A 20,112-nucleotide genomic window follows, 5' to 3' on the forward strand; every position below is an offset into this window, starting at 1 on the left:
TGGACGCTCTTGGCCAGCGCCAACTGTATCCTTTTTCCTTTTTCCATTTTCCCGCTCCACCGAGCCCGACGAGCCAGCGCATGTCCACTCCAGAGATTGCCGATCGCGTGGCGCAATTGCGCGCCGAGATTCGCCAGCATGACTATCGCTACCACGTGCTCGACGCGCCCACTATTCCCGATGCCGAATACGACCGCCTGTTCCACGAACTGCGACGGCTGGAGGAGGCGCATCCGGAGCTGCTGACGCCCGATTCGCCCACCCAGCGGGTAGGCGCGACTCCGGTGGGTGATTTTGCGGCGGTGACCCATCGTGTGCCGATGTTGTCACTGGGCAATGCCTTCAGCGCCGGGGAAGTGCAGGACTTCGTCTCCCGTATCGAGCAGATGTTGGGGCGTAGCGAGGTCGAGTTCTCGGTCGAACCCAAGCTCGACGGGCTGGCCATCTCGCTGCTCTACCAGGACGGTCAGCTGGTGCAGGCGGCCACCCGTGGCGACGGCGTCACCGGTGAGGATGTGACCCATAGCGTGCGTACCATCCGCGCCGTGCCGCTGTCTCTGAATTCCGGGAGCGGCTGGCCGCAGACCCTGGAGGTGCGCGGGGAGGTCTACATGCCGCGTGCCGGATTTCTGGCCTTCAATCGCCGCGCCCGCGAGCGCGGCGAGAAGGAGCTGGTCAATCCGCGCAATGCCGCTGCCGGCAGCGTGCGCCAGCAGGACCCGCGCATGGCGGCGGCCAGGCCGCTGGCCTTCTACGCTTACGGGCTGGGTGAGGTCAGCGGCGCCGCGCTCGCCGATCGCCATACCGGCATCCTGCAGCGCTTGCGGGACTTTGGTCTGCCAGTGTCGCCCGAGGCCGGCAAGGCCGTCGGTGCGCAGGGTTGCCTGGACTATTTCCAGCGCATGGGCGAGCGCCGCCAATCGCTGGCCTATGACATCGACGGCGTGGTCTACAAGGTCGACCGCCTCGATTGGCAGGCCGAGCTCGGTTTCGTGTCGCGGGCGCCGCGTTGGGCCATCGCCCACAAGTTTCCGGCCGAGGAAGCGCTGACCACCTTGCTGGCCATCGATCTGCAGGTGGGACGGACCGGCGCAATCACGCCGGTGGCCCGGCTGGAGCCGGTGTTTGTCGGCGGCGCGACCGTTTCCAACGCCACGCTGCACAATTTCGACGAGGTGGCGCGCAAGGATCTGCGCGTGGGCGACTGTGTGATCGTGCGCCGCGCCGGCGATGTGATTCCGGAGGTGGTAGGGCCCGTGCTGGAACGCCGGCCGGCAGACGCGCAGACGCCGGACTTGCCCACCGCCTGTCCGCAGTGCGGTTCGCCGCTGGAGCGGGTCGAGGGCGAGGCAGTGATCCGCTGCACCGGCGGTCTGGTCTGTCCGGCCCAGCGCAAGGAGGCCATCCGCCATTTCGCGTCGCGTCGGGTCATGAATATCGAGGGCATCGGTGACAAGCTGGCCGAGCAACTGGTGGATGCCGGCCTGGTGCACACCATCGATGAGCTGTATCGGCTGGACCTGGCCACCTTGTCCGGTCTCGATCGCATGGGCGAACGCTCGGCGGCGAACATTCTCGACGAACTGGAACGCAGCAAGACCACCACGCTGGAGCGCTTCCTGTTTGCGCTCGGCATTCGCGATGTCGGTGAGTCCACCGCCAAGGCACTGGCAAGGCATTTCGGCAGCCTGGACCGGATCATCGAGGCCAGCGCGCGCATGCAGCCCTATTTCGCGGATCCCGAGGCCCTGAAACAGAACGCCGTGAAGAAGGCGCTGGCCGCCGAACCGCTGATGCAGGTGCCCGATGTCGGCCCGGTGGTGGCTGAGCGCCTGTGGGCCTTCTTTGCTGATGAGCGCAATAGCCGAATCGTGGCGCAGCTGCGCGCCGCCGGCGTGCACTGGCCGGAACATGAGCCGGCCGCCGCTGCCGGAGGGCCGTTGGCGGGTCAAACGGCAGTGTTGACAGGCACGCTGAGCGGCATGACCCGTGATGTGGCTGGCGCACGGCTGGAGGCGCTGGGTGCCAAGGTCTCGGGCAGCGTGTCGAAGAAGACCAGTTTCGTGGTGGCCGGAGCGGATGCTGGCTCCAAACTCACCAAGGCCCAGGAACTGGGGGTGCCGGTGCTGGACGAAGCCGCGCTGCTGGAATTGCTCGGTCGGCATGAAGCGGCAGACTAGGGCGGTCATGGGCTGGCGGGCCGAGGGCATGCTCCAATGACGCTGCCGGCGCTGATGCGGCAGCGGGCGCAGCTGGTCTCGCTGATTCGCGAGTTCTTCGCGGCGCGCGGGGTGCTGGAGGTCAGCACGCCGGTGCTCTCGCAGGCCGGCAACAGTGATCCCAATATCGACAGCTTCAGCAGCCGATACCACGGTCCGCCGCTCGGTGGACCGGCCCTGCGCTGGTTGCGGACCTCCCCGGAGTTCTTCCACAAGCGCCTGTTGGCGGCTGGCTGTGGCGATCTGTATGAAATCGCCAGCGTGTTTCGTGATGGCGAGTGCGGCGCCCGCCATAATCCGGAGTTCACCCTGCTGGAGTGGTACCGGGTCGGTTTCGACCACCATCAACTGATGGATGAGGTCGAGGCGCTGGTGCGCACCCTGGCCGCCGCCTTCGGCCGCCAGCTGGGATCCGCCGAACGCCTGAGTTACCAGCAGTGCTACCAGCGCTACGTGGGTATCGACCCGCTGACGGCGAGTCGCGAGGATCTGGAGCAGGCCCTTTCGGACTGCACGATCAATCTGGAAGGGCTGAGCCGCGACGATCTGCTCGATCTGGTGCGCACCCATCTGATCGAGGCCCGGTGGAGCGATCAGCAGTTCCTGTTCATTCACGATTTTCCGGCCAGCCAGGCGGCGCTGGCGCGCATCCATCCGACCGATCCCCGAGTGGCCGAGCGCTTCGAGCTGTATCTGGGCCGGGTGGAACTGGCCAATGGCTATCACGAGCTCAACGATGCGGTCGAGCAACGTCAGCGTTTTGAGCGCGATCTGGCCGAAAGAGTGCGGCGCGGCGCGGCGCTGCCCGCCCTGGACGAGTTTCTGCTGCAGGCACTGCCGCAGATGCCCGATTGCGCCGGCGTGGCCATGGGTGTGGAGCGCCTGCACCAGTGGCTGGTCGGTGCCGACACCATCGAGGCGGTGATGCCGTTCGTGTTTGCGCGGGCTTGAGGGGGCTGGCCTTGCGTGTTGGTGGCGTCATTGCGAGCCACCTGTTTCGGCGCGAAACTGCACAGGGGCCATGAACCCGGTGTCGTAGGTCATGTTGTCCGCGTCAGCGGACTACGTGACATCGAATTGCGTCACGTAGCTCGCTACGCGAGCAACGTGACCTACAACAGCAAATCAACAACTTGCGATATGGGTTCATGGAGAGCCACCTGTTTCGGCCTGAAACTTCGCACGGGCCGTGAACCACAGGCTTGACTGTAGGAGCGACCTCGCGTCGCGACCGGCAAACCGCACGTTCTAGGCAGCGGTCGCGCCGCAAGGGCGCTCCTACAGGTGAACGAATCCGTCGCCCAGAACTTTTTGCCAACTCTGCGGTCTGAGGACCCGTCTCCCATTGGGTACGCATCCAGGCATGGAAGGATCTGCTGCAGTCAACGAAGTTCCAGAGCACATCGACCTCGCCGATCTGCATTCCAGATTCAGGCAATTGCGGGAAACCCTGTCGGCACAGGTGATCGGTCAGGCTGAGTTGGTCGAGTCGCTGCTGATTTCGCTGCTCTCCGATGGCCATCTGTTGGTGGAAGGTGCGCCGGGTTTGGCCAAGACCACGGCAGTCAAGGCGCTGGCAGCGCGGGTCGAGGCCAATTTCCAGCGGGTGCAATTCACCCCCGATCTGCTGCCCTCGGATCTGACCGGCACCGATATCTGGCGCCAGCAGGATGGACGGTTCGAGTTCCAGCCCGGCCCGCTGTTCCACAATCTGCTGCTGGCCGACGAGATCAACCGGGCGCCGGCCAAGGTGCAATCGGCGCTGCTTGAAGCCATGGGCGAACGCCAGATCACTGTCGGCGGCAAGACTTACGCGCTGCCGAAGTTGTTCCTGGTGATGGCCACCCAGAACCCGATCGAGCAGGAAGGCACCTATCCCTTGCCCGAGGCCCAGCTCGATCGCTTTCTGATGCATGTGCGGGTGGGCTATCCCGAGGCCGGCGCCGAGACGGCGATCTTGCGGCTGGTGCGCGATCAGGCTCGCAACGCCCTGCATTCGCGCAGCGAGAGCGTCGATCAGCTGTCACAGGCCGAGGTCTTCGCCGCCCGGTCGGCGGTGCTGGATCTGCATTTCTCCGAGTCGCTGGAGCGCTATCTGGTTGAGTTGGTGCTGGCCACACGCGACGCCAGCGGCTATGACAAGGGTTTGGCACGACGGATCGCCTGGGGCGCCAGCCCGCGTGGCTCGATCGCGCTGGAGCGCTGCGCCCGTGCCCGCGCCTGGCTGGCCGGCCGCGATTACGTCACCCCCGAAGACGTCCATGCGGTAGCCCCGGATGTGCTGCGCCATCGGGTCTTGCCCAGCTACGAGGCCACAGCCGAAGGCTGGGATGGCGGACGTCTGGTGGCCGAGCTGCTGCAGCGGGTGCCATTGCCATGACGCCACGGTGCGCGCTTTTGCAGGTCCAGACTTGTCTGGACGCTTTGGGTGTTGAGCTGCAGTGGTTGGCGATTGGCAACTAGCGATCAGGGCTCAGTGATGGATGTTCCTGCAAGGTTGGAAGTGACGTTGTTGCGAGCCACTTGTTTCGTCCTGACACTGCAGACGGGCCATGAGCCCCGGCGTCATTGCGACCCCGGACTTGATTCGGGGGAAGCAATCCAGACGCACCGCCGCAGCAACTCTGGATTGCTTCGTCGCTACGCTCCTCTCCATGAACCCATATCGCAAGTCGTTGGTTTGCTTGGTTCACCTGTAGGAGCGCCCTTGCGGCGCGACCGCTGCTTCGGACGTGCGGCTTGCCGGTCGCGACGCGAGGTCGCTCCTACAGGCGGGTTTGTGGTTCATGGCCCGCGGGCAGTTTCGGGCCGAAACAGGTGGCTCGCAATGACGCATGAACAAACATTGATATTGGTTCGGGGAGAGCGCCGCAAGGCAATCCAACGCGCTTCAAGCCAGATCCAGACCATCGGAAAGGTCGATCCCTGCGCCCCAATTGCCAGTTGCCAGTTGCCAGTTGCCAGTTGCTAGTTGCTAGTCGCCAAAACCCATCAACCCTCAAAAGCACAACCCATAAAGCAAATGCCGCCAGCCACCTCGAACTCCCAAGGCATCCGCCCGACGCTGGCGGAACTGATCGCGCTCAGGGCGCGGGTGCAGGCGTGGCCGCCGCCGCAGCGGGCGCAGGGCAGTTCGGCCGGGCCGGCGACTTCGCCCTTGCGCGGTCGGGGCATGGACTACGCCGAGTCGCGGCTGTACGCGCAAGGCGACGACGCCCGCCATATCGACTGGCGGGTGACCGCGCGCACCGGCCGCACCCATACCAAGGTCTTTCATGCCGAGCGCGATCGGGTCAGTCTGATCATTGCCGATACCTCGCCGCGGCTGTATTTCGGCACGCGCGTCTGTTTCAAGTCGGTGCAGGCCGCCTATGCCGGCGCGCTGGCGGCCTGGGCCGGGCAGCGCAGCGGAGATCGCATCAGCGCGCTGCGCGGCAGTGCCAGCGAGGCACCGTTGCCGCCGGCCGGCGGCGTGCGTGGCGCGCTGCGCGTACTCGATGCGCTGAACCGCTGGTATCAACAGCCGCCGGACGACGACCAGGGCCTGGACATCGCCCTGCAATCGGCGGCGCGGGTCTCCAAGCCTGGCTCGCGGATGATTGCGCTGATCGATCCGCGCAGCGTGGATGGCATCGACAACGCCCGCTGGACGGCGCTGTCGGCGCATCATGATGCGGTCGCGGTCTTGCTGGTCGATCCCCTGGAGCTGGCGCCGCCGCAGGCGCGGCTGGCTTTTGCCGGTGACCATCGCCGGGTGGAGCTGGATCTGGAGCAGGGCTCCACTCAGGCGGCCTGGATGCACGCCTTTGCCGAGCGTTTCGAGCAGGCGCGCTCGCGTCTGCGCAGCCTGGGCTGGCGGGCAATGTCACTCAGCACCGATCAGGCGCCGGACCAGGTGCTGGCGGCGCTGCTGCCGTACAGACGTGAGGCCGCATGAAGCCGGAGCTGCCCTTGCGCGATATTCATCTGCCGAGCGAGCCCTCGTGGTGGCCGCCGGCGCCGGGCTGGTGGTTGCTGGCGGCGGCGGTGCTGGTATTGCTGTTCCTGACGCTGCGCTGGGGCTTGCGGCGCTGGCGCGCCCGTCAGCGCCTGCGTGCCCTGCAGTTCGAATTCGATCAGGCGGCCGCGATTGCTGAGCCGCGCGCCTGTCTGATCGCGGTGTCGGAGCTGCTTCGGCGCGCCGCGCGCCATCGTGATCCGGCTGCCGCGACACTGACCGGGGCGGCCTGGACCGGCTTCCTTGATCGCCAGTTGGGTACCAAATCTCAGACCGTGTTCTCCGGTGAACTCGGGCAGCTGCTGCTCGATGGCGCCTATCGCCGGGAAGTCGACGCCGATGCCTTGCGTTCGCTGCTGACGCCGGCCCGGCAGTGCTTTCTGAATCTGGTGCGCGGGCCATGATTGCCGAACTGCTGAGCTGGGAATTCGCCTGGCCCTGGATGCTGCTGGCGCTACCGCTGCCCTGGCTGGCGGCGCGGCTCCTGCCACCGACGCAGGCGGGGCAGGGTGGCGCCTTGCGCACGCCCTTCTTTGGCGAACTGGAAACGCTGGCGGGCACTGCGGCGCGGGCTCGCAAATCGCATCTCAGTCCGTGGATGCTGATGGCCTGGGCGTTGCTGTGCGTGGCCGCGGCGCGCCCGCAGATCCTTGGCGAGGCGATCAAGCCGCCGCAGGCGGGTCGCGATCTGCTGCTGGCGGTGGATCTGTCGGGCAGCATGGCTGCCGAGGACATGCGCCTGGGTGGCCGCATCGTCGACCGCCTGACGGCAGTGAAGGCGGTGCTGGGTGATTTTCTGGAGCGCCGCGCCGGTGATCGTGTGGGCCTGTTGCTGTTCGGCGAGCGCGCCTACGGCGTGACCCCACTGACCCTGGACCGCAACAGCGTGCGCCAGCAGCTGTTCGACAGCGTGGTCGGTCTGGCCGGACAGGAAACTGCCATCGGCGATGCCATCGCGCTGGCGGTCAAGCGTCTCAGCGATCCCGATGATGAGGTGGCCGAGCCCGGCCAGCGGGTACTGATCCTGCTGACTGACGGCGTCAATACCGCCGGTGCCATCGATCCGCTGCGTGCCACGGAATTGGCGAAATCGGCCGGTGTGCGCGTACACACCATCGGCTTTGGCGGCGAGGGCGAGGAGACTTTCTTCGGCATGCGCGTGCCCAGCCGTGCGCAGATCGACGAAACCACGCTGCGGCGCGTGGCCGACACCACCGGCGGCCGTTATTTCCGGGCTCGCGATACCTCGGAGCTGGCGGGTATCTATGCCGAGCTGGACCGGATCGAACCCACGGCATTGCCGGGCGAGACCCTGCAGCCGCGTATCGAGCGCTATGTGCTGCCACTGAGCCTTGCCGCGCTGCTGGCCTTGATATCGATGCTTTTGCCCTGGTTGCCCGGGCGTCGCGGAGTGCCGGCATGATTTGCAGGTCTGCCAGACGTGGAAAGCGCCGTGTTGTGGCGAAGGTACGGCCATGGAACTGAGTCTGACCAGTCTGCAGTTCCTGCGCCCCTGGTGGCTGCTGGCGCTGTTGTTGCTGCCGTTGCTGTGGTGGCTGCAACGCCATCGACGTGCACAGCAGAGCGTCTGGCAGCGCGCCGTGGATCCGCATCTGCTGCCGCATCTGCTGCAGACCGCCGAGGTCCGGGGCGCCGGTGGCGCATCGCGCGTGTGGCTGGCTGCGGCGCTGCTGACGGTTCTGGCTCTGGCTGGTCCGTCCTGGCGGGAATTGCCGATGCCGCTGTGGCAGCAGCAATCGCCGCTGGTGATTGCGCTGGACCTGTCCTCGGCCATGCGGGCGACGGATCTGCCGCCCTCGCGCATGATTCAGGCGCGGGCCAAGCTGGCGCGGCTGCTGGAGCAGCGCAAGACCGGGCAGATCGGCTTGATGGCCTACGCCGGCGATGCCTTCACCGTGGCCCCGATTACCGCCGATGCCCGCACCGTCAAGGCCCTGCTCGACAGTCTGGATCCAAGTCTGATGCCGGTGGATGGCCAGCGTGCCGATCGCGCCATCAAGCGTGCGGTGCGGTTGATGCGCGACAGCGGCGCCGAGCGCGGCGAGATCCTGCTGGTGACCGATCAGGTCGACAGCTACGCCCAGGCAGCCGCTGAGCAGGCACGCGCCGAGGGCTACCGCTTGTCGGTGCTGGGCGTGGGCACGCTGGCGGGCGCGCCGATGAGCAATGCTCAGGGATTCATCACCGGCGCCGATGGCCAGCCGCGCCTGGCCAAGCTGAACCCAGCCAGCCTGCAGGCCCTGGCGGATCGCGGGGGTGGCCGCTTTGCCACGCTGACGGCCGATGACGCAGATTTGCGGGGGCTGGGCGTGCTGCGAGCGGGCGTCGACCAGGCGGGAGCGGCCGGCGGCGCCAGCGAGCAGCAGGCGCTGGCGCGCAGTGATGACGGTTACTGGTTGCTGCTAGGCCTGCTGCCACTGGCCTTGATCGGATTCCGTCGCGGTTGGCTGGCCATGCTGCCGCTACTGCTGGTCTTCGGACTGGCTGCGCCCGAGTCCGAGGTTTATGCCGCCGACGAGGCACCCGCGCCCGCGGCTGCCAGCGAAGTCGCGACACCCGGTCGTCTGCAATCCTTCTGGGACTCGCTCTGGCAGCGCTCCGACCAGCGTGCTTATGCCGCGCTGGAGCGGGGCGATGCCGCCCGTGCACGGGAGCTGGCGCAGGATCCGGCCTTGCAGGGCGCCGCCGCCTACCGCGGCGACGACTACAAGGCCGCGGCGGAATCATGGACGGGTCTGGATCAGGCTGACGCCCACTACAACCGCGGCAACGCGCTGGCCAAGTCCGGCGATCTGCCCGGGGCGCTGAAAGCCTACGACGAGGCTCTGGCCCGGCAGCCGGGCATGGAAGACGCACTGGCCAATCGCAAGATCGTAGAGGACGCGCTGAAGCAGCAGCAATCGCAGCAGTCCTCGCAGAATCAGGACGGCAAGGACCAGCAGGACCAGAATCAGCAAGGTCAGGACCAGCAGGGCCAGGACCAGCAAGGCCAGGATCAGCAGGGCCAGGATCAGCAAGGCCAGGACCAGCAGGGTCAGGATCAGCAGGGTCAGGACCAGCAAGGTCAGGATCAGCAGGGTCAGGATCAGCAGGGTCAGGACCAGCAGGGTCAGGACCAGCAAGGTCAGGATCAGCAGGGTCAGGACCAGCAAGGTCAGGACCGGCAGGATGGGAAGGACGAGTCCGGGGCCGAGCAGCCCAGCGCGGCCGAGCAGGCTCAGCAGCAGGCTGCGGAAGAGGCTGCCAAGCGCGAGATGCAGCAGGCGCTGGAGGCGCAACAGGCGTCGGAGGATGGCGAGCAGACCGAGGCGCGGGCGCTCACGCCCGAAGAGCGCGCGGCGGCTGAACAGCAGCAGGCCACGCAGCAATGGCTGCGTCGGGTGCCCGACGATCCGGGTGGCTTGTTGCGGCGCAAATTCGAGCTGGAATATCGGCGCCGGGCAGCCGAGGGAGATCATTGATGAAGCACTCGCCCAAGGGCACAAGACACCGGATCGGGCAGGGGATTGCGCTCTGCTGCGCGCTGCTGTTGTGCGCCTCTCAGGCCCTTGCTGCGGCCCGGGCGAGCCTGGGATCCGATCGCATCAAGCTTGGCGAGACCACGACCTTGACGGTGGAGTCTGACGAGGCGTCTTCGGCGCCCGATTTCAGTGTGCTGCAGCAGGACTTTGATCTGGGCGGTCAGTCCAGCAGCACCCAGATGTCGATCGTCAACGGTCGCCGCAGCAGTTCCATCCAGTATTCGGTCGAGATCCAGCCCAAGGCGGCCGGGGTACTGACGATTCCGGCGATACCGGTGGGCAATTCCGCGACCGAGCCGATGACGCTGACCGTCGTCCCGGCTGAACCGGGTTCCGCGGCGAAGGGCGATCTGATCTTTCTCGAGAGTGAACTCGGCACCACCTCGCCCTATGTGCAGCAGGCGGTGCCGTTCACCGTGCGCCTGTACTACTCGGTGCCGCTGTCCAGCGGCGAGGTCACGGCGCGTGCGCCCGAGCATGCGAGCCTGCAACAACTGGGCGAAGATCAGCAGTCACAGACTGAAATCAACGGGCGTCGCTACGGTGTGTTCGAACGTCGCTACTTGCTGATCCCGGAACAGTCCGGTCCCATGGAATTGCCGGCGGCACAGTTCCGCGGCGGTGCCCAGACCAACAATGCCAACAGTTTCTTCAGCCGCGTGCAGAGCGTCAGTGCGGTGGGCCAGAGCTATTCCTTGAACGTGCGGCCACAGCCGCCGGGGGCCCCGCAGCCGTGGCTGGCCGCGCGTCAGCTGGGACTCGTGCGCGCCGACCTACCGGATTCTCCGCGGACCGGTGAGCCGGTGCTGGTCGAATACACCCTGACGGCAGACGGCGCGCTGTCCAGCCAGTTGCCCGATCTGGAATTGCCGCCGATTCCCGGGGCACAGGTATTTCCGGAGCCGGCCCAGCGTCAGGACGGGGTGGTGGCCGGGGCGCCGGTGGCCGTGCTCAAGCGCCGCTTCGCCATCGTGCCCGCCCAGGCCGGCAAGCTCGATCTGCCGGCGCTGAGGGTGCGCTACTGGAACACCGCCAGTGACCGTGCCGATGTGGCCGAGGTGGCCGGGGCGACGCTGGATGTCGCCGTGGGAAATGCAGTGCCGATCAATCCTGTGCCGATGCAGAGCACCGCGCAGGCGCCGGCGACCTCCCCGGTTCCGGCAATGCCGACAGCGATCAGCGCCGGCGACGAGGCTCTGCGCGCCGAGTTGACGCGCTGGCGCTGGATCAGCCTGGTACTGGGCTGCGGGCTGCTGGGCGCCTTGCTGTGGGGCTGGCGCCGGCAGGCAGTCGTCTCGGTACCAGCGCCGCAACGGGCGCCGGAGCGTCTGGTCGACCCCGCCGTGCTGCGGCGGGCGCTGGCTGACGGCGATCTGCACGAGATTGCCGACGCCCTGCGGGCATCGACACCGACCCCCTGCCTGAATCTGGGACAGCTGCGCGCGCGCCTGGGCGATGCCGCCCAGCAGGCCGCCATCGACGCACTGGAGCAGACCCTGTGGGCGGCCAGGCCGGCGGCCGACGACCGGGCGGCCGTGCGCGAGCGCCTGCGGGCGGCCTTCAAGTCCGGGCCGATCCTGCGCCAGAGCAGCGAGGCAGCGATGGCTTCGCCGCTGGCGCCATTGTATCCGGCGCGGGGTTAGCCCGCACATTTCATGAGGTCGCGATGAAATGGCCCGACTTCGTTGGAACGACGCGGAAATCCTCGAATGGGTTGAAATGACAAACTGTTCGCTGCCATTTCCTCGCTAACGCGGCCCTCGCTCGTTCTTTGCGCCGGACTCTTCGTTGCTCGTCGTCGCAATGGAACAACCATTACTCCTCCTCTCGTCTCGATTCCGGCGCAAAGCCCTTCGCGATCATCCGCGTTCCCTCATGAAATATGCGGGCTAGCCGCCTGTCCGGTCGGAGTCTGCTCTGTTGGCATGGGCAGGGGGCAGGGGACCCACGTCGCGGCATGGTCAGATCATGCGTCGTGATTGGACTGCTGCCCCTTCTTTGCCAGTTTGATAAATCAATGGGTTAACGTATGTGTGGTGAGAGTCCCGGTCGCCCCTTGGCGGTGCGCTTGTTCGCGCGGCAGACTGTCGGTGATCTCGGAGTTTTTTTGTCTGCCAAGGACGCAAAGGCCGCAAAGTAGAGCGATTCCGAGTTGTCAGCCGGTTATGCGGCTAGAGATCGCCGCTCAGCTGACCATCCTTTGAGATCTTCGCTTCCTTTGCGTCCTTTGCGTTCTTTGCGGAAAAGTTTTTGATTCAACTACTTGCGGCGTGTTCGGTGAGAGCTGCCGGTAGCAGCTGACGCCGATCAAAACCTGCCGGCAGTCGCTCTGTCAGACTGTCTGGACTTGATCAACGATGGATCCGGCATGAGCGTGGTGCAACTGATGGCTGAACCCGAGATTCCTGCAAAAGCCGGTCTGCCCTGGCATTGGCTGATCTTCCTGCCGGTTCTGGCGTCGGTCATCGCCGGCTTGACCACGCTGGGCATCGCCATCCGCTACGGCGACAAGCCGCTGCCGGAATCAGTCATGCGCACGGGTCCGGTGCAATATGGTGACAGTCAACCGCAGCTGCGGGCTCAGAGCCTCGGTTTGTCAGCAACCGCCCAGCTCGATCCGGCTGCCCGCGGCATCGTCCTTGAGCTTGCCGGGCGCGATCTGCCGCAGCAGCTCAGCCTGCGGCTTTGGCATCCGACAGACGCCGGCCTGGATCAGGTGTTGACCCTGACGCGCTCGGATGATGGTCGCTACCGCGGTGTATGGCCGGCTCAGACCCAGGGCCTGCTGTTGTTGCTGTCCTCGCCCGAACAGGGCTGGGAAATGCCGGGGGCGACGGACGTGGCCAGCAACACCCTGCGTTTCCAGCCCTGAAGCGTGTTCAATGGCGGCAGCCCACTGTTTCCACTGTCATGAGCCGCTGCCCGCCAGCGGCGTGCACTGGCTGGTGGTGGCTGGCGTGCAGCAGCCGCTGTGCTGCGGTGGCTGCCGGGCGGCGGTCGAGTGGATACAAGGCCAGGGTCTGGGCGATTTCTACCGTCTGCGCGCCGAAGGCGCCGGCCCCGGTCGCGCCGTGGAGAGCGATTTTGCGGTCTTCGATCGGCCAGCCGTGCTGCGCTACTACGCCGGTGAGGCCGTCAACGGCGTGGCCGAGATCACGCTGTCGTTGGAAGGCCTCCGCTGCGCCGCCTGTACCTGGTTGATCGAACGGGCGCTGTCGGCGGAGCCCGGCGTGTTGCGGGTGCGGGTGCAGCCACTGACGCAGCGCGTGTTCCTGCGCTGGCGAGTGGCCGAGGTCCAGTTGTCGGATCTGGCCGAGCGACTGGCCGCCCTGGGCTACCGACCGCAGTTGAGTGATCCCACCCATGCCCTGGAGCGCATCAAGCGCGAGCGCCGCGACGCGCTCAAGCGCCTGGTGGTCGCTGGTGTCGGCATGATGCAGGCGATGATGTACGGCGTGGCGCTCTATGCCGGCGCCTTCGAAGGCATGGATCCAACCGTGCGCGACTTCTTCCGCTGGGTCAGTCTGAGCGTGGCGGCACCGGTGATCTTCTATTCCGGACAACCCTTCTTCAGCGGCGCCTGGCGCGAGCTGAAGGCGCGGCGATTGGGCATGGACACGCCGGTGGCACTGGCGCTGGGGCTGGCTTTTGTCGCCAGTGTCTATCAGTCCTGGCGCGGCGGTCTCGACGTCTATTTCGATTCGCTGACGATGTTCGTGTTCTTCCTGCTGCTGGGCCGCTTTGCCGAACAGAGCGTGCGTCATCGCGCCCAGATCAGTCTGGGCGTGCTGTCTTCAGGGCTGCCACCGCTGGCCCGCCGCATCGAGGGCGAGGTCGAGCAGGAAGTGGCCACGCTGGAATTGCAGCCGGGTGATCTGGTGCAGGTGGCGGCGGGCTGCACCATCCCGGTGGACGGCGAGCTGATCGAGGCCGCCGAGGTCGATGAAGCCATGCTCAGCGGTGAGTCGATACCGGTGGACAAGCTGGCGGGTGAGCGGGTGCTGGCCGGCAGCGTGGCGATGTCCAGGCCCTTGCGCCTTCGGGTTGAGCAGACTGGCGCGGCGACCGTGTGGTCGTCGCTGTCGCGACTGGCCGACAGCGCCCGGGCGGAAAAGCCTGCCAGTCTGCAGATGGCCGAGCGCGTGGCCCAGATCTTCGTGGCCCGGGTGCTGGTGCTGACCGTGCTGGTGGCGCTGGCCTGGACCTGGTACGCGCCGGAACGCGCCTTCGAGGTGGCCCTGGCGGTGCTGGTGGTGTCCTGCCCCTGCGCGCTGTCCCTGGCGTTGCCCACGGCGCTGGCCGCCGCCAGTCAGGGCCTGGGTCGCTTGGGCATCCTGGTGGTCCGCCCGGCGGCTCTTGAAACGTTGGCGCAGGTGCGCCAGGTGGTGTTCGACAAGACCGGAACCCTGACCGACGGCCAGATCCGCGTTGCCCGGACAGCGCTGGCCCATGGTGAGTCCAGCCAGCGGGTCATGGCGCTGGCGGCGGCGCTGGAGCAGGAGGCCACCCACCCGATTGCCCGCGCTTTCGGCGCCGAGTCGGCTGGCTTGGCGGTGACGCAAAGACGCCAGATTGCCGGCTTCGGCGTGGAAGGACTGATCGATGGCATCTGCTACCGCTTGGGCCGGCCCGACTTCGCCTGCCCGGAGGCGCCGATGCCCATGCTGGATGGCGACATCCTGCTGAGCGCCGATGGCCGGGCGATCGCCGGATTCCGGCTGCAGGATCAACTCCGCGCCGATGCCACCGCCAGCGTGCGTGCCTTGCGCGAGCGCGGCCTGCGGACCACCCTGCTCAGTGGCGACAGCGCGCCGCGAGTGCGCGCCATGTCGGACAGATTGCAGATGGATGCCTGTTTTGCGGCGCAATCGCCGCAGGCCAAACTCGAGGTGCTGGATCGGCTGCAACTGCAGGATGGTCCGGCGCTGATGGTCGGTGACGGCGTCAATGATGCGCCGGTGCTGGGGCGGGCGGCGGTCTCGATGGCCATGGGTCGGGGCGCCGATCTGGCCAAGGCGCATGCTGACCTGGTGTTGCTGGGCTCGCGTCTGGCGGTGCTGCCGCAGGCGCTGGAGCTGGCGCAGCAGACCATGACCACTATCCGCCACAACATCCGCTGGGCCTATGGCTACAATGCCATCGCCATTCCCGTGGCCGCGCTGGGTTGGGTTCCACCCTGGCTGGCGGCGATCGGCATGTCCCTGAGCTCCCTGATTGTGGTGGTCAATTCGATGCGATTGCTGAAATCCGCTCCAGCTGCCTCTGGCGCCGTGGTGCAAGATCTGTCCCTGGAGAGCGCGGCGGCAGTGACGGGCTCGGAACGCGCATGAATATCCTGCTGGTGCTGATACCGTTGTCGCTGATGCTGGTGATCGCCGCCGTCTACGCCTTTTTCTGGGCGGTGGACAATGATCAGTTCGAAGACCTGGAAACCCCGGCCATCGACATTCTCAGCGACGACGAGGCGCCCCGCGCCGGCGATCGTGATCGCTGAGCTGAGCCTGGGCGCGGCTCTGCTGCTCGGTGCCGCTGGCAGCGTTCATTGCGTACTGATGTGCGGCGCCATTGCCGGCGCCTTTGGCGTGTCCAGCGCTGGCCGGGCACCGATCGTGGTGCCGCTTGCGGCCAGTCTGGGGCGCATCCTCGGCTACGCCGGGCTAGGCGCCTTGTTCGGACTGTTCGGCCTGGGTATCGGCAGCTGGCTGGAGCAGCCCTCCGGCATCTGGGTACTCCGGGCCATGGCCGCGCTGGTGCTGGTGTTGATGGGCCTGCAGCTGGCCGGCTGGATCAGTTTGCTCGATCGGCTGGCCGTCATCGGAGCGCCCTTGTGGCGGCGTCTGCAGCCGCTGACCCGGCGCCTGCTGCCCATCGACAGCGCCGCCAAGGGACTGGCCTTCGGCGCCCTCTGGGGTCTGCTGCCCTGTGGACTGGTCTACGGCATGCTGACCCTCAGCATCGGTTTCGCCAGCCCGGTTCAGGGCGCGCTGTTCATGGCTGCCTTCGGACTGGGTACGCTGCCGGCGATGCTGGGCCTGGGCGTCGCCGCCGGCGCCAGCACGCCTCGGGGCCTCAGCGCCAACCGCAAGCGCCAGATCGGCACCGCACTGGCTGTGTTCGGCGTGTTCTTCTTCCTGGCGCCATGGATACTGCCCCACGAAGGCCCACTGTCCGCGCTGCGTCCACTGCTCGACTGCCATTAGCACCCGGTGGGGGCGCCCTCGCGGCGCGACCAAGATATCAGCGCGGCTCGCTCCTGTAGGAGCGACCTCGCGTCGCGACCGGGAGATCGGTGCGGCTCACTCCTGTAGGAGCGCCCTCGCGGCGCGACCGGGAGCCCAATGCTGCCCGAGACCAGCAACGGCGCAAATCGTCAGCCAGAAGCGTCTGTGGGAAGAGCTGCAACGCGGAGAACGCAATGATTCGCAGAGAACGCGGAGCAAAGCCATTCCAGGATCGTTCTCGCAATTGTCCGCGTACTCTGCGTCCCGCTTCTGGCTGCGCTCGGTCCCATGCTTCGATACTTGCAGCATGCGCTGACCCTGCGGCCGTGCCCGCGCCGCCGGAGGGGAGCATTCCAACGGCCTTTGTCGTAACCTTGTCGGATGCCTAAAACTACCAAACCCAAGGCGCCTGGCGCCCCCCAACTGCTCGGATTCCTGCAGACCAGCGCCAAGCTGATGAAGGCCGAGGAGATCGCCGACGAGCTCGGCTACAAGACGGCCGAAGGGATCGAGGCGGTGCGCGCGCTGCTCGATCAACTGATGCAACAGGGCCGTCTGCTGCGCAATCGCCGCGGCGGCTACGGCCTGGCCGACAAGATGGACCTGATTGCCGGTTCGATCATCGCCAACAGCGAGGGTTTCGGCTTTCTCAAGCCCGATGAGGGCGTGGGTGACATCTACCTGCCGCCCTTCCAGATGCGTCAGGTTCTTCACGGCGATCGGGCGCTGGTCAGCGTCGTCGGTCGCGACAAGAAGGACCGGCCCGAGGGCGCCATTGTCTCGATCCTGTCGCGGCGCTCACCGCGCATCGTCGGTCGCTATCTGGAAGAAGCCGGTTTCGGCGTGGTCGCGCCCGATGACACTCGCATTCATCAGGACCTGCTAATTCCCAAGGGTCAGGAAGGCGATGCCAAACCCGGCGATGTGGTGGTGGCCGAAATCACCGAACCACCGGCACAGCATCGGCAGCCGGTGGCGAAAATCGTTCGCGTGCTGGGCGAGGAAGTCGGTACCTCGCTGGCCATCGACATGGCCATCGAGACCCATGGCATCCCGCACGAATGGTCGGACAAGGTCATCGCCGAGACCGCCCGCATTCCCGACGCGGTACGCCCGGCGCAACGCCGCGATCGCGAGGATCTGCGCGAGCTGCCGTTGGTCACCATCGATGGCGAGGACGCACGCGACTTCGATGACGCGGTCTGGTGCGAACCCACCCGCGGCGGCGGCTACAAGCTCTATGTGGCCATCGCCGATGTCGCCAGCTATGTCTATCCGGGTACGGCGCTGGACGACGAGGCCCAGCTGCGCGGCACCTCGGTGTATTTCCCCAATCGCGTCGTGCCGATGCTGCCGGAGAAGTTGTCCAACGGCATCTGCTCGCTGAAGCCGGAAGTCGAACGCCTGTGCCTGGCTTGCGAGCTGCGCATCGATGCCAAGGGTGAAACCACCCGTTCGCGCTTCTTCGCTGGCGTCATGCGCTCGGCGGCACGCCTGACCTACAACCAGGTCTGGTCCGCGGTGGGTCTGCGCCGCCCGGAAGCGCTGGAGCGGGTCAAGGCGGTGCTGCCGCAGCTGGAAAATCTGTACGGCCTCTACAAGATTCTGTCGGCACGCCGGGCCGAGCGCGGAGCGCTCGATTTCGAAGGTCAGGAAGTGCGCTTCGATTACGACGAGAACGGCAATATCGATGCGGTCAAGATGTACGAACGCAACGATGCCCACAAGCTGATCGAGGAATGCATGATCGCGGCCAACGTCGCGGCGGCCAAATTCCTCAAGCGCAGTCGCATTCCCGCCCTGTACCGGGTGCATCCGCGACCACCCACGCACAAGTACGAGGAGCTGGCCGACTTTCTGGGCACCGTCGGCATGCTCATCCCGGCCTATGAGGACCTCAAGCCCGAGGATCTGATGGCGGTGCTGAAGAAGGCCAAGAGCCGGCCGGACGCGGCCCTGATTGAGGCCGTGGTGCTGCGCTCGCAGAGTCTGGCGACGTATACGGCGGCCTGCGACGGCCATTTCGGTCTGGCGCTGGGCGCCTATGCGCATTTCACCTCGCCGATCCGTCGCTATCCCGATCTGCTGGTGCATCGTGCCATCCATTACGCGCTGGGCCAGGGCACGCCGTCGGATTACCAATACAACCCGACCCAGATGTCCGAGCTGGGGCGTCATTGTTCGGCCACCGAGCGCCGTGCCGATGAGGCCACGCGCGATGTCGCCGATCGATTGAAATGCGCCTATATGGAACGCCATCTGGGTGAGGAGTTCGAAGGCGTGGTCACCGGCGTGGCCAGTTTCGGGCTGTTCGTCGAAATCCTGGAAACGCGGATCACCGGCATGGTCCATGTCACCCAGTTGCCCAACGATTACTACCACTACGATCAGCGCCATCGCCGACTGGTCGGCGAACGCACCGGCGTCGGCTTCCAACTGGCCGACAAGGTGCGGATCAAGGTGCTGCGCGTGGAGGCCATGGATCGCAAGATCGATTTCCGACTGGCCGGCGACATGCCCACCCGCGCCGAGCAGCAGACCCAACGCGACGGCAAGTCACGCGGACCCAAGCCCGATCAGCCCCGCGGCAAGACCGGAGGCGGCGGCAAGCGCGGGCGACGGCGATGAGCCTGAATGTCGACCGCGGAGTGTGGGCAGAAGCGGAACGCTGAGTACGCAAAGGGGCGCTGAGAACGCAGAGAGAAGCCACCAAGATGGGGCAGGGTGCGTTGGTGTCTGCAATGGTGTGCAATAGATCGAGAATCCACGCGCGCAGCTTCTTTGCATGAGCCGGTATCGCAGGTCCTTGATGTGTTATTGCGAGGAATGAAGTGACGAAGCAACCCAGCGCCCTTGAGAACGCGCTTCTGGAATGCTTCGCTGCACTCGCAATGACGCCGGTTCGAGGTCATCGGGCAGTTATTGGTAGCGCTGGATTCTCTCGAGGAGCGCGCGCTGCCAGCCCGGAATGCTTTTCTCCGCGTTCTCAGTGCCCCTTTGCGTTCTCAGCGTTCGGCTTCCGGCAGCCGGCTAGCGACGTCTCTTTGTGAGGACGATGGTCGACTTGGGCTTTCCGCGGCAAATGACCTACTAGGAGGTTTTCATGTCGGTTGATACGGATTGGCTGCTCGGCCCGAATGCACTGGAGGCGCAGCTGGATGCTGATCCCACGCGCATTCTCGAAGCGCTGGTCGAGGACGGCAAGCGCAGTCCGCGGGTCGAGGCGCTGGTGGCGCGGCTGCGCAAGCTCGGCATTGCGGTGCAGAGCAGCCCGCGGGCACAGCTGGACAAGCGCGTTGCCAGCGACCGCCATCAGGGCATCGCGGCGCGCTGGCGCCTGCCGGAGGCGCTGGACGAATCGGATCTGATCGCGCTGGTGGAAAAGTCGGCGACGCCAGCCTTGATCCTGGTGCTCGATGGTGTGCAGGATCCGCACAATCTTGGAGCCTGCATCCGCACCGCGGCGGCGGCCGGGGCGATGGCCGTGGTGGTGCCCAAGGATCGTGCCGTGGGTCTGACGCCGACGGTCATGCGCGCCTCGGCCGGCATGGCCGCACGCCTGCCTTTGGTGCGTGTGACCAATCTGGCGCGGGCACTGGAGCGCCTGAAAAAGGCCGGAGTCTGGGTGGCCGGCGCCGCCGGTGAGGCGAGCGACACGGTCTATCAATCCGATCTGAAGGGTCCGCTGGCCATTGTCATGGGCAGCGAAGGCGACGGTCTGCGCGAACTCACCCGCAAGACCTGTGACTTCCTCTGGAAGATCCCGATCGCACCGGGCGTGGAAAGCCTCAACGTCAGCGTGGCCGCCGGCGTATTCCTGTTCGAGGCCGTGCGTCAGCGCGGCTGAGGCCTGGTTGGTGGTTGTCGGTTGTCGGTTGTGGGTAGAAGCAGCGGAGCAAGCTCCGCTCTACCAGAGCCGCGGTGTTCGAGGCTTTGGTAGTGCCGAGCTTGCTCGGCAGGGTGTGCGGCTGTTCCCGGCAGCGCGCTGACAGAAGCACAAGCCAAGCAGAAGCAGCGGAGCAAGCTCCGCTCTACCAGAGCCGCGGTGTTCGAGGCTGTTGTAGTGCCGAGCTTGCTCGGCAGGGTGTGCTAACAACCAACAACCAGCAACCAGCAACCAACAACCAACAACC

General features: G+C 66.2%; 14 protein-coding genes. All 14 read left to right on the forward strand.

The window, feature by feature from the left end:
- Positions 1 to 80: 80 nt before the first annotated feature.
- The 14 genes from ligA (at position 81) to rlmB (ending at position 19,826) form a co-directional block, all read left to right on the forward strand.
- Positions 81 to 2,180: an NAD-dependent DNA ligase LigA gene (gene ligA / locus H7A19_17605; protein ID MCP5476648.1), complete on the forward strand. Its 2,100-nt coding sequence runs from the start codon at positions 81 to 83 to the stop codon at positions 2,178 to 2,180.
- Between the two features lie 36 nt (positions 2,181 to 2,216).
- Entirely contained in the window at positions 2,217 to 3,170 is a 954-nt protein-coding gene (gene genX / locus H7A19_17610) for an EF-P lysine aminoacylase GenX (protein ID MCP5476649.1), read from the forward strand.
- 412 nt (positions 3,171 to 3,582) lie between these two features.
- Entirely contained in the window at positions 3,583 to 4,599 is a 1,017-nt protein-coding gene (locus H7A19_17615) for a MoxR family ATPase (protein ID MCP5476650.1), read from the forward strand.
- A 642-nt stretch (positions 4,600 to 5,241) separates the two neighbouring features.
- A complete protein-coding gene (locus H7A19_17620; protein ID MCP5476651.1) occupies positions 5,242 to 6,156 on the forward strand; it encodes a DUF58 domain-containing protein in 915 nt (304 codons plus the stop codon).
- Positions 6,153 to 6,620 (forward strand): DUF4381 domain-containing protein, encoded by a 468-nt coding sequence (locus tag H7A19_17625; GenBank protein MCP5476652.1) that lies wholly within the window; start codon positions 6,153 to 6,155, stop codon positions 6,618 to 6,620. Before H7A19_17620 ends, H7A19_17625 begins: the two co-directional genes overlap by 4 nt.
- Complete coding sequence (locus H7A19_17630) at positions 6,617 to 7,639, forward strand: VWA domain-containing protein (protein ID MCP5476653.1); 1,023 nt, start codon at positions 6,617 to 6,619, stop codon at positions 7,637 to 7,639. Before H7A19_17625 ends, H7A19_17630 begins: the two co-directional genes overlap by 4 nt.
- Positions 7,640 to 7,691: 52 nt before the next feature.
- Complete coding sequence (locus tag H7A19_17635; protein MCP5476654.1) at positions 7,692 to 9,698, forward strand: VWA domain-containing protein; 2,007 nt, start codon at positions 7,692 to 7,694, stop codon at positions 9,696 to 9,698.
- Positions 9,698 to 11,401, forward strand: coding sequence for a protein BatD (locus H7A19_17640; protein MCP5476655.1), 1,704 nt, complete (start codon positions 9,698 to 9,700; stop codon positions 11,399 to 11,401). The genes H7A19_17635 and H7A19_17640 overlap by 1 nt, the downstream gene beginning before the upstream one ends.
- A 725-nt stretch (positions 11,402 to 12,126) precedes the next feature.
- Complete coding sequence (locus H7A19_17645) at positions 12,127 to 12,630, forward strand: FixH family protein (protein MCP5476656.1); 504 nt, start codon at positions 12,127 to 12,129, stop codon at positions 12,628 to 12,630.
- A gap of 10 nt (positions 12,631 to 12,640) precedes the next feature.
- Positions 12,641 to 15,088 (forward strand): cadmium-translocating P-type ATPase, encoded by a 2,448-nt coding sequence (cadA, locus tag H7A19_17650; protein ID MCP5476657.1) that lies wholly within the window; start codon positions 12,641 to 12,643, stop codon positions 15,086 to 15,088.
- Entirely contained in the window at positions 15,085 to 15,252 is a 168-nt protein-coding gene (ccoS, locus tag H7A19_17655; GenBank protein MCP5476658.1) for a cbb3-type cytochrome oxidase assembly protein CcoS, read from the forward strand. Before cadA ends, ccoS begins: the two co-directional genes overlap by 4 nt.
- A complete protein-coding gene (locus H7A19_17660) occupies positions 15,242 to 15,958 on the forward strand; it encodes a sulfite exporter TauE/SafE family protein (GenBank protein MCP5476659.1) in 717 nt (238 codons plus the stop codon). The genes ccoS and H7A19_17660 overlap by 11 nt, the downstream gene beginning before the upstream one ends.
- Before the next feature lie 402 nt (positions 15,959 to 16,360).
- Positions 16,361 to 18,607 (forward strand): ribonuclease R, encoded by a 2,247-nt coding sequence (gene rnr, locus H7A19_17665; protein MCP5476660.1) that lies wholly within the window; start codon positions 16,361 to 16,363, stop codon positions 18,605 to 18,607.
- 475 nt (positions 18,608 to 19,082) lie between these two features.
- A complete protein-coding gene (gene rlmB, locus H7A19_17670) occupies positions 19,083 to 19,826 on the forward strand; it encodes a 23S rRNA (guanosine(2251)-2'-O)-methyltransferase RlmB (protein ID MCP5476661.1) in 744 nt (247 codons plus the stop codon).
- Positions 19,827 to 20,112: the final 286 nt, after the last annotated feature.

It is taken from the genome of Rhodanobacteraceae bacterium (genome assembly GCA_024234055.1).
Classification (GTDB): Bacteria; Pseudomonadota; Gammaproteobacteria; order Xanthomonadales; family SZUA-5; genus JADKFD01.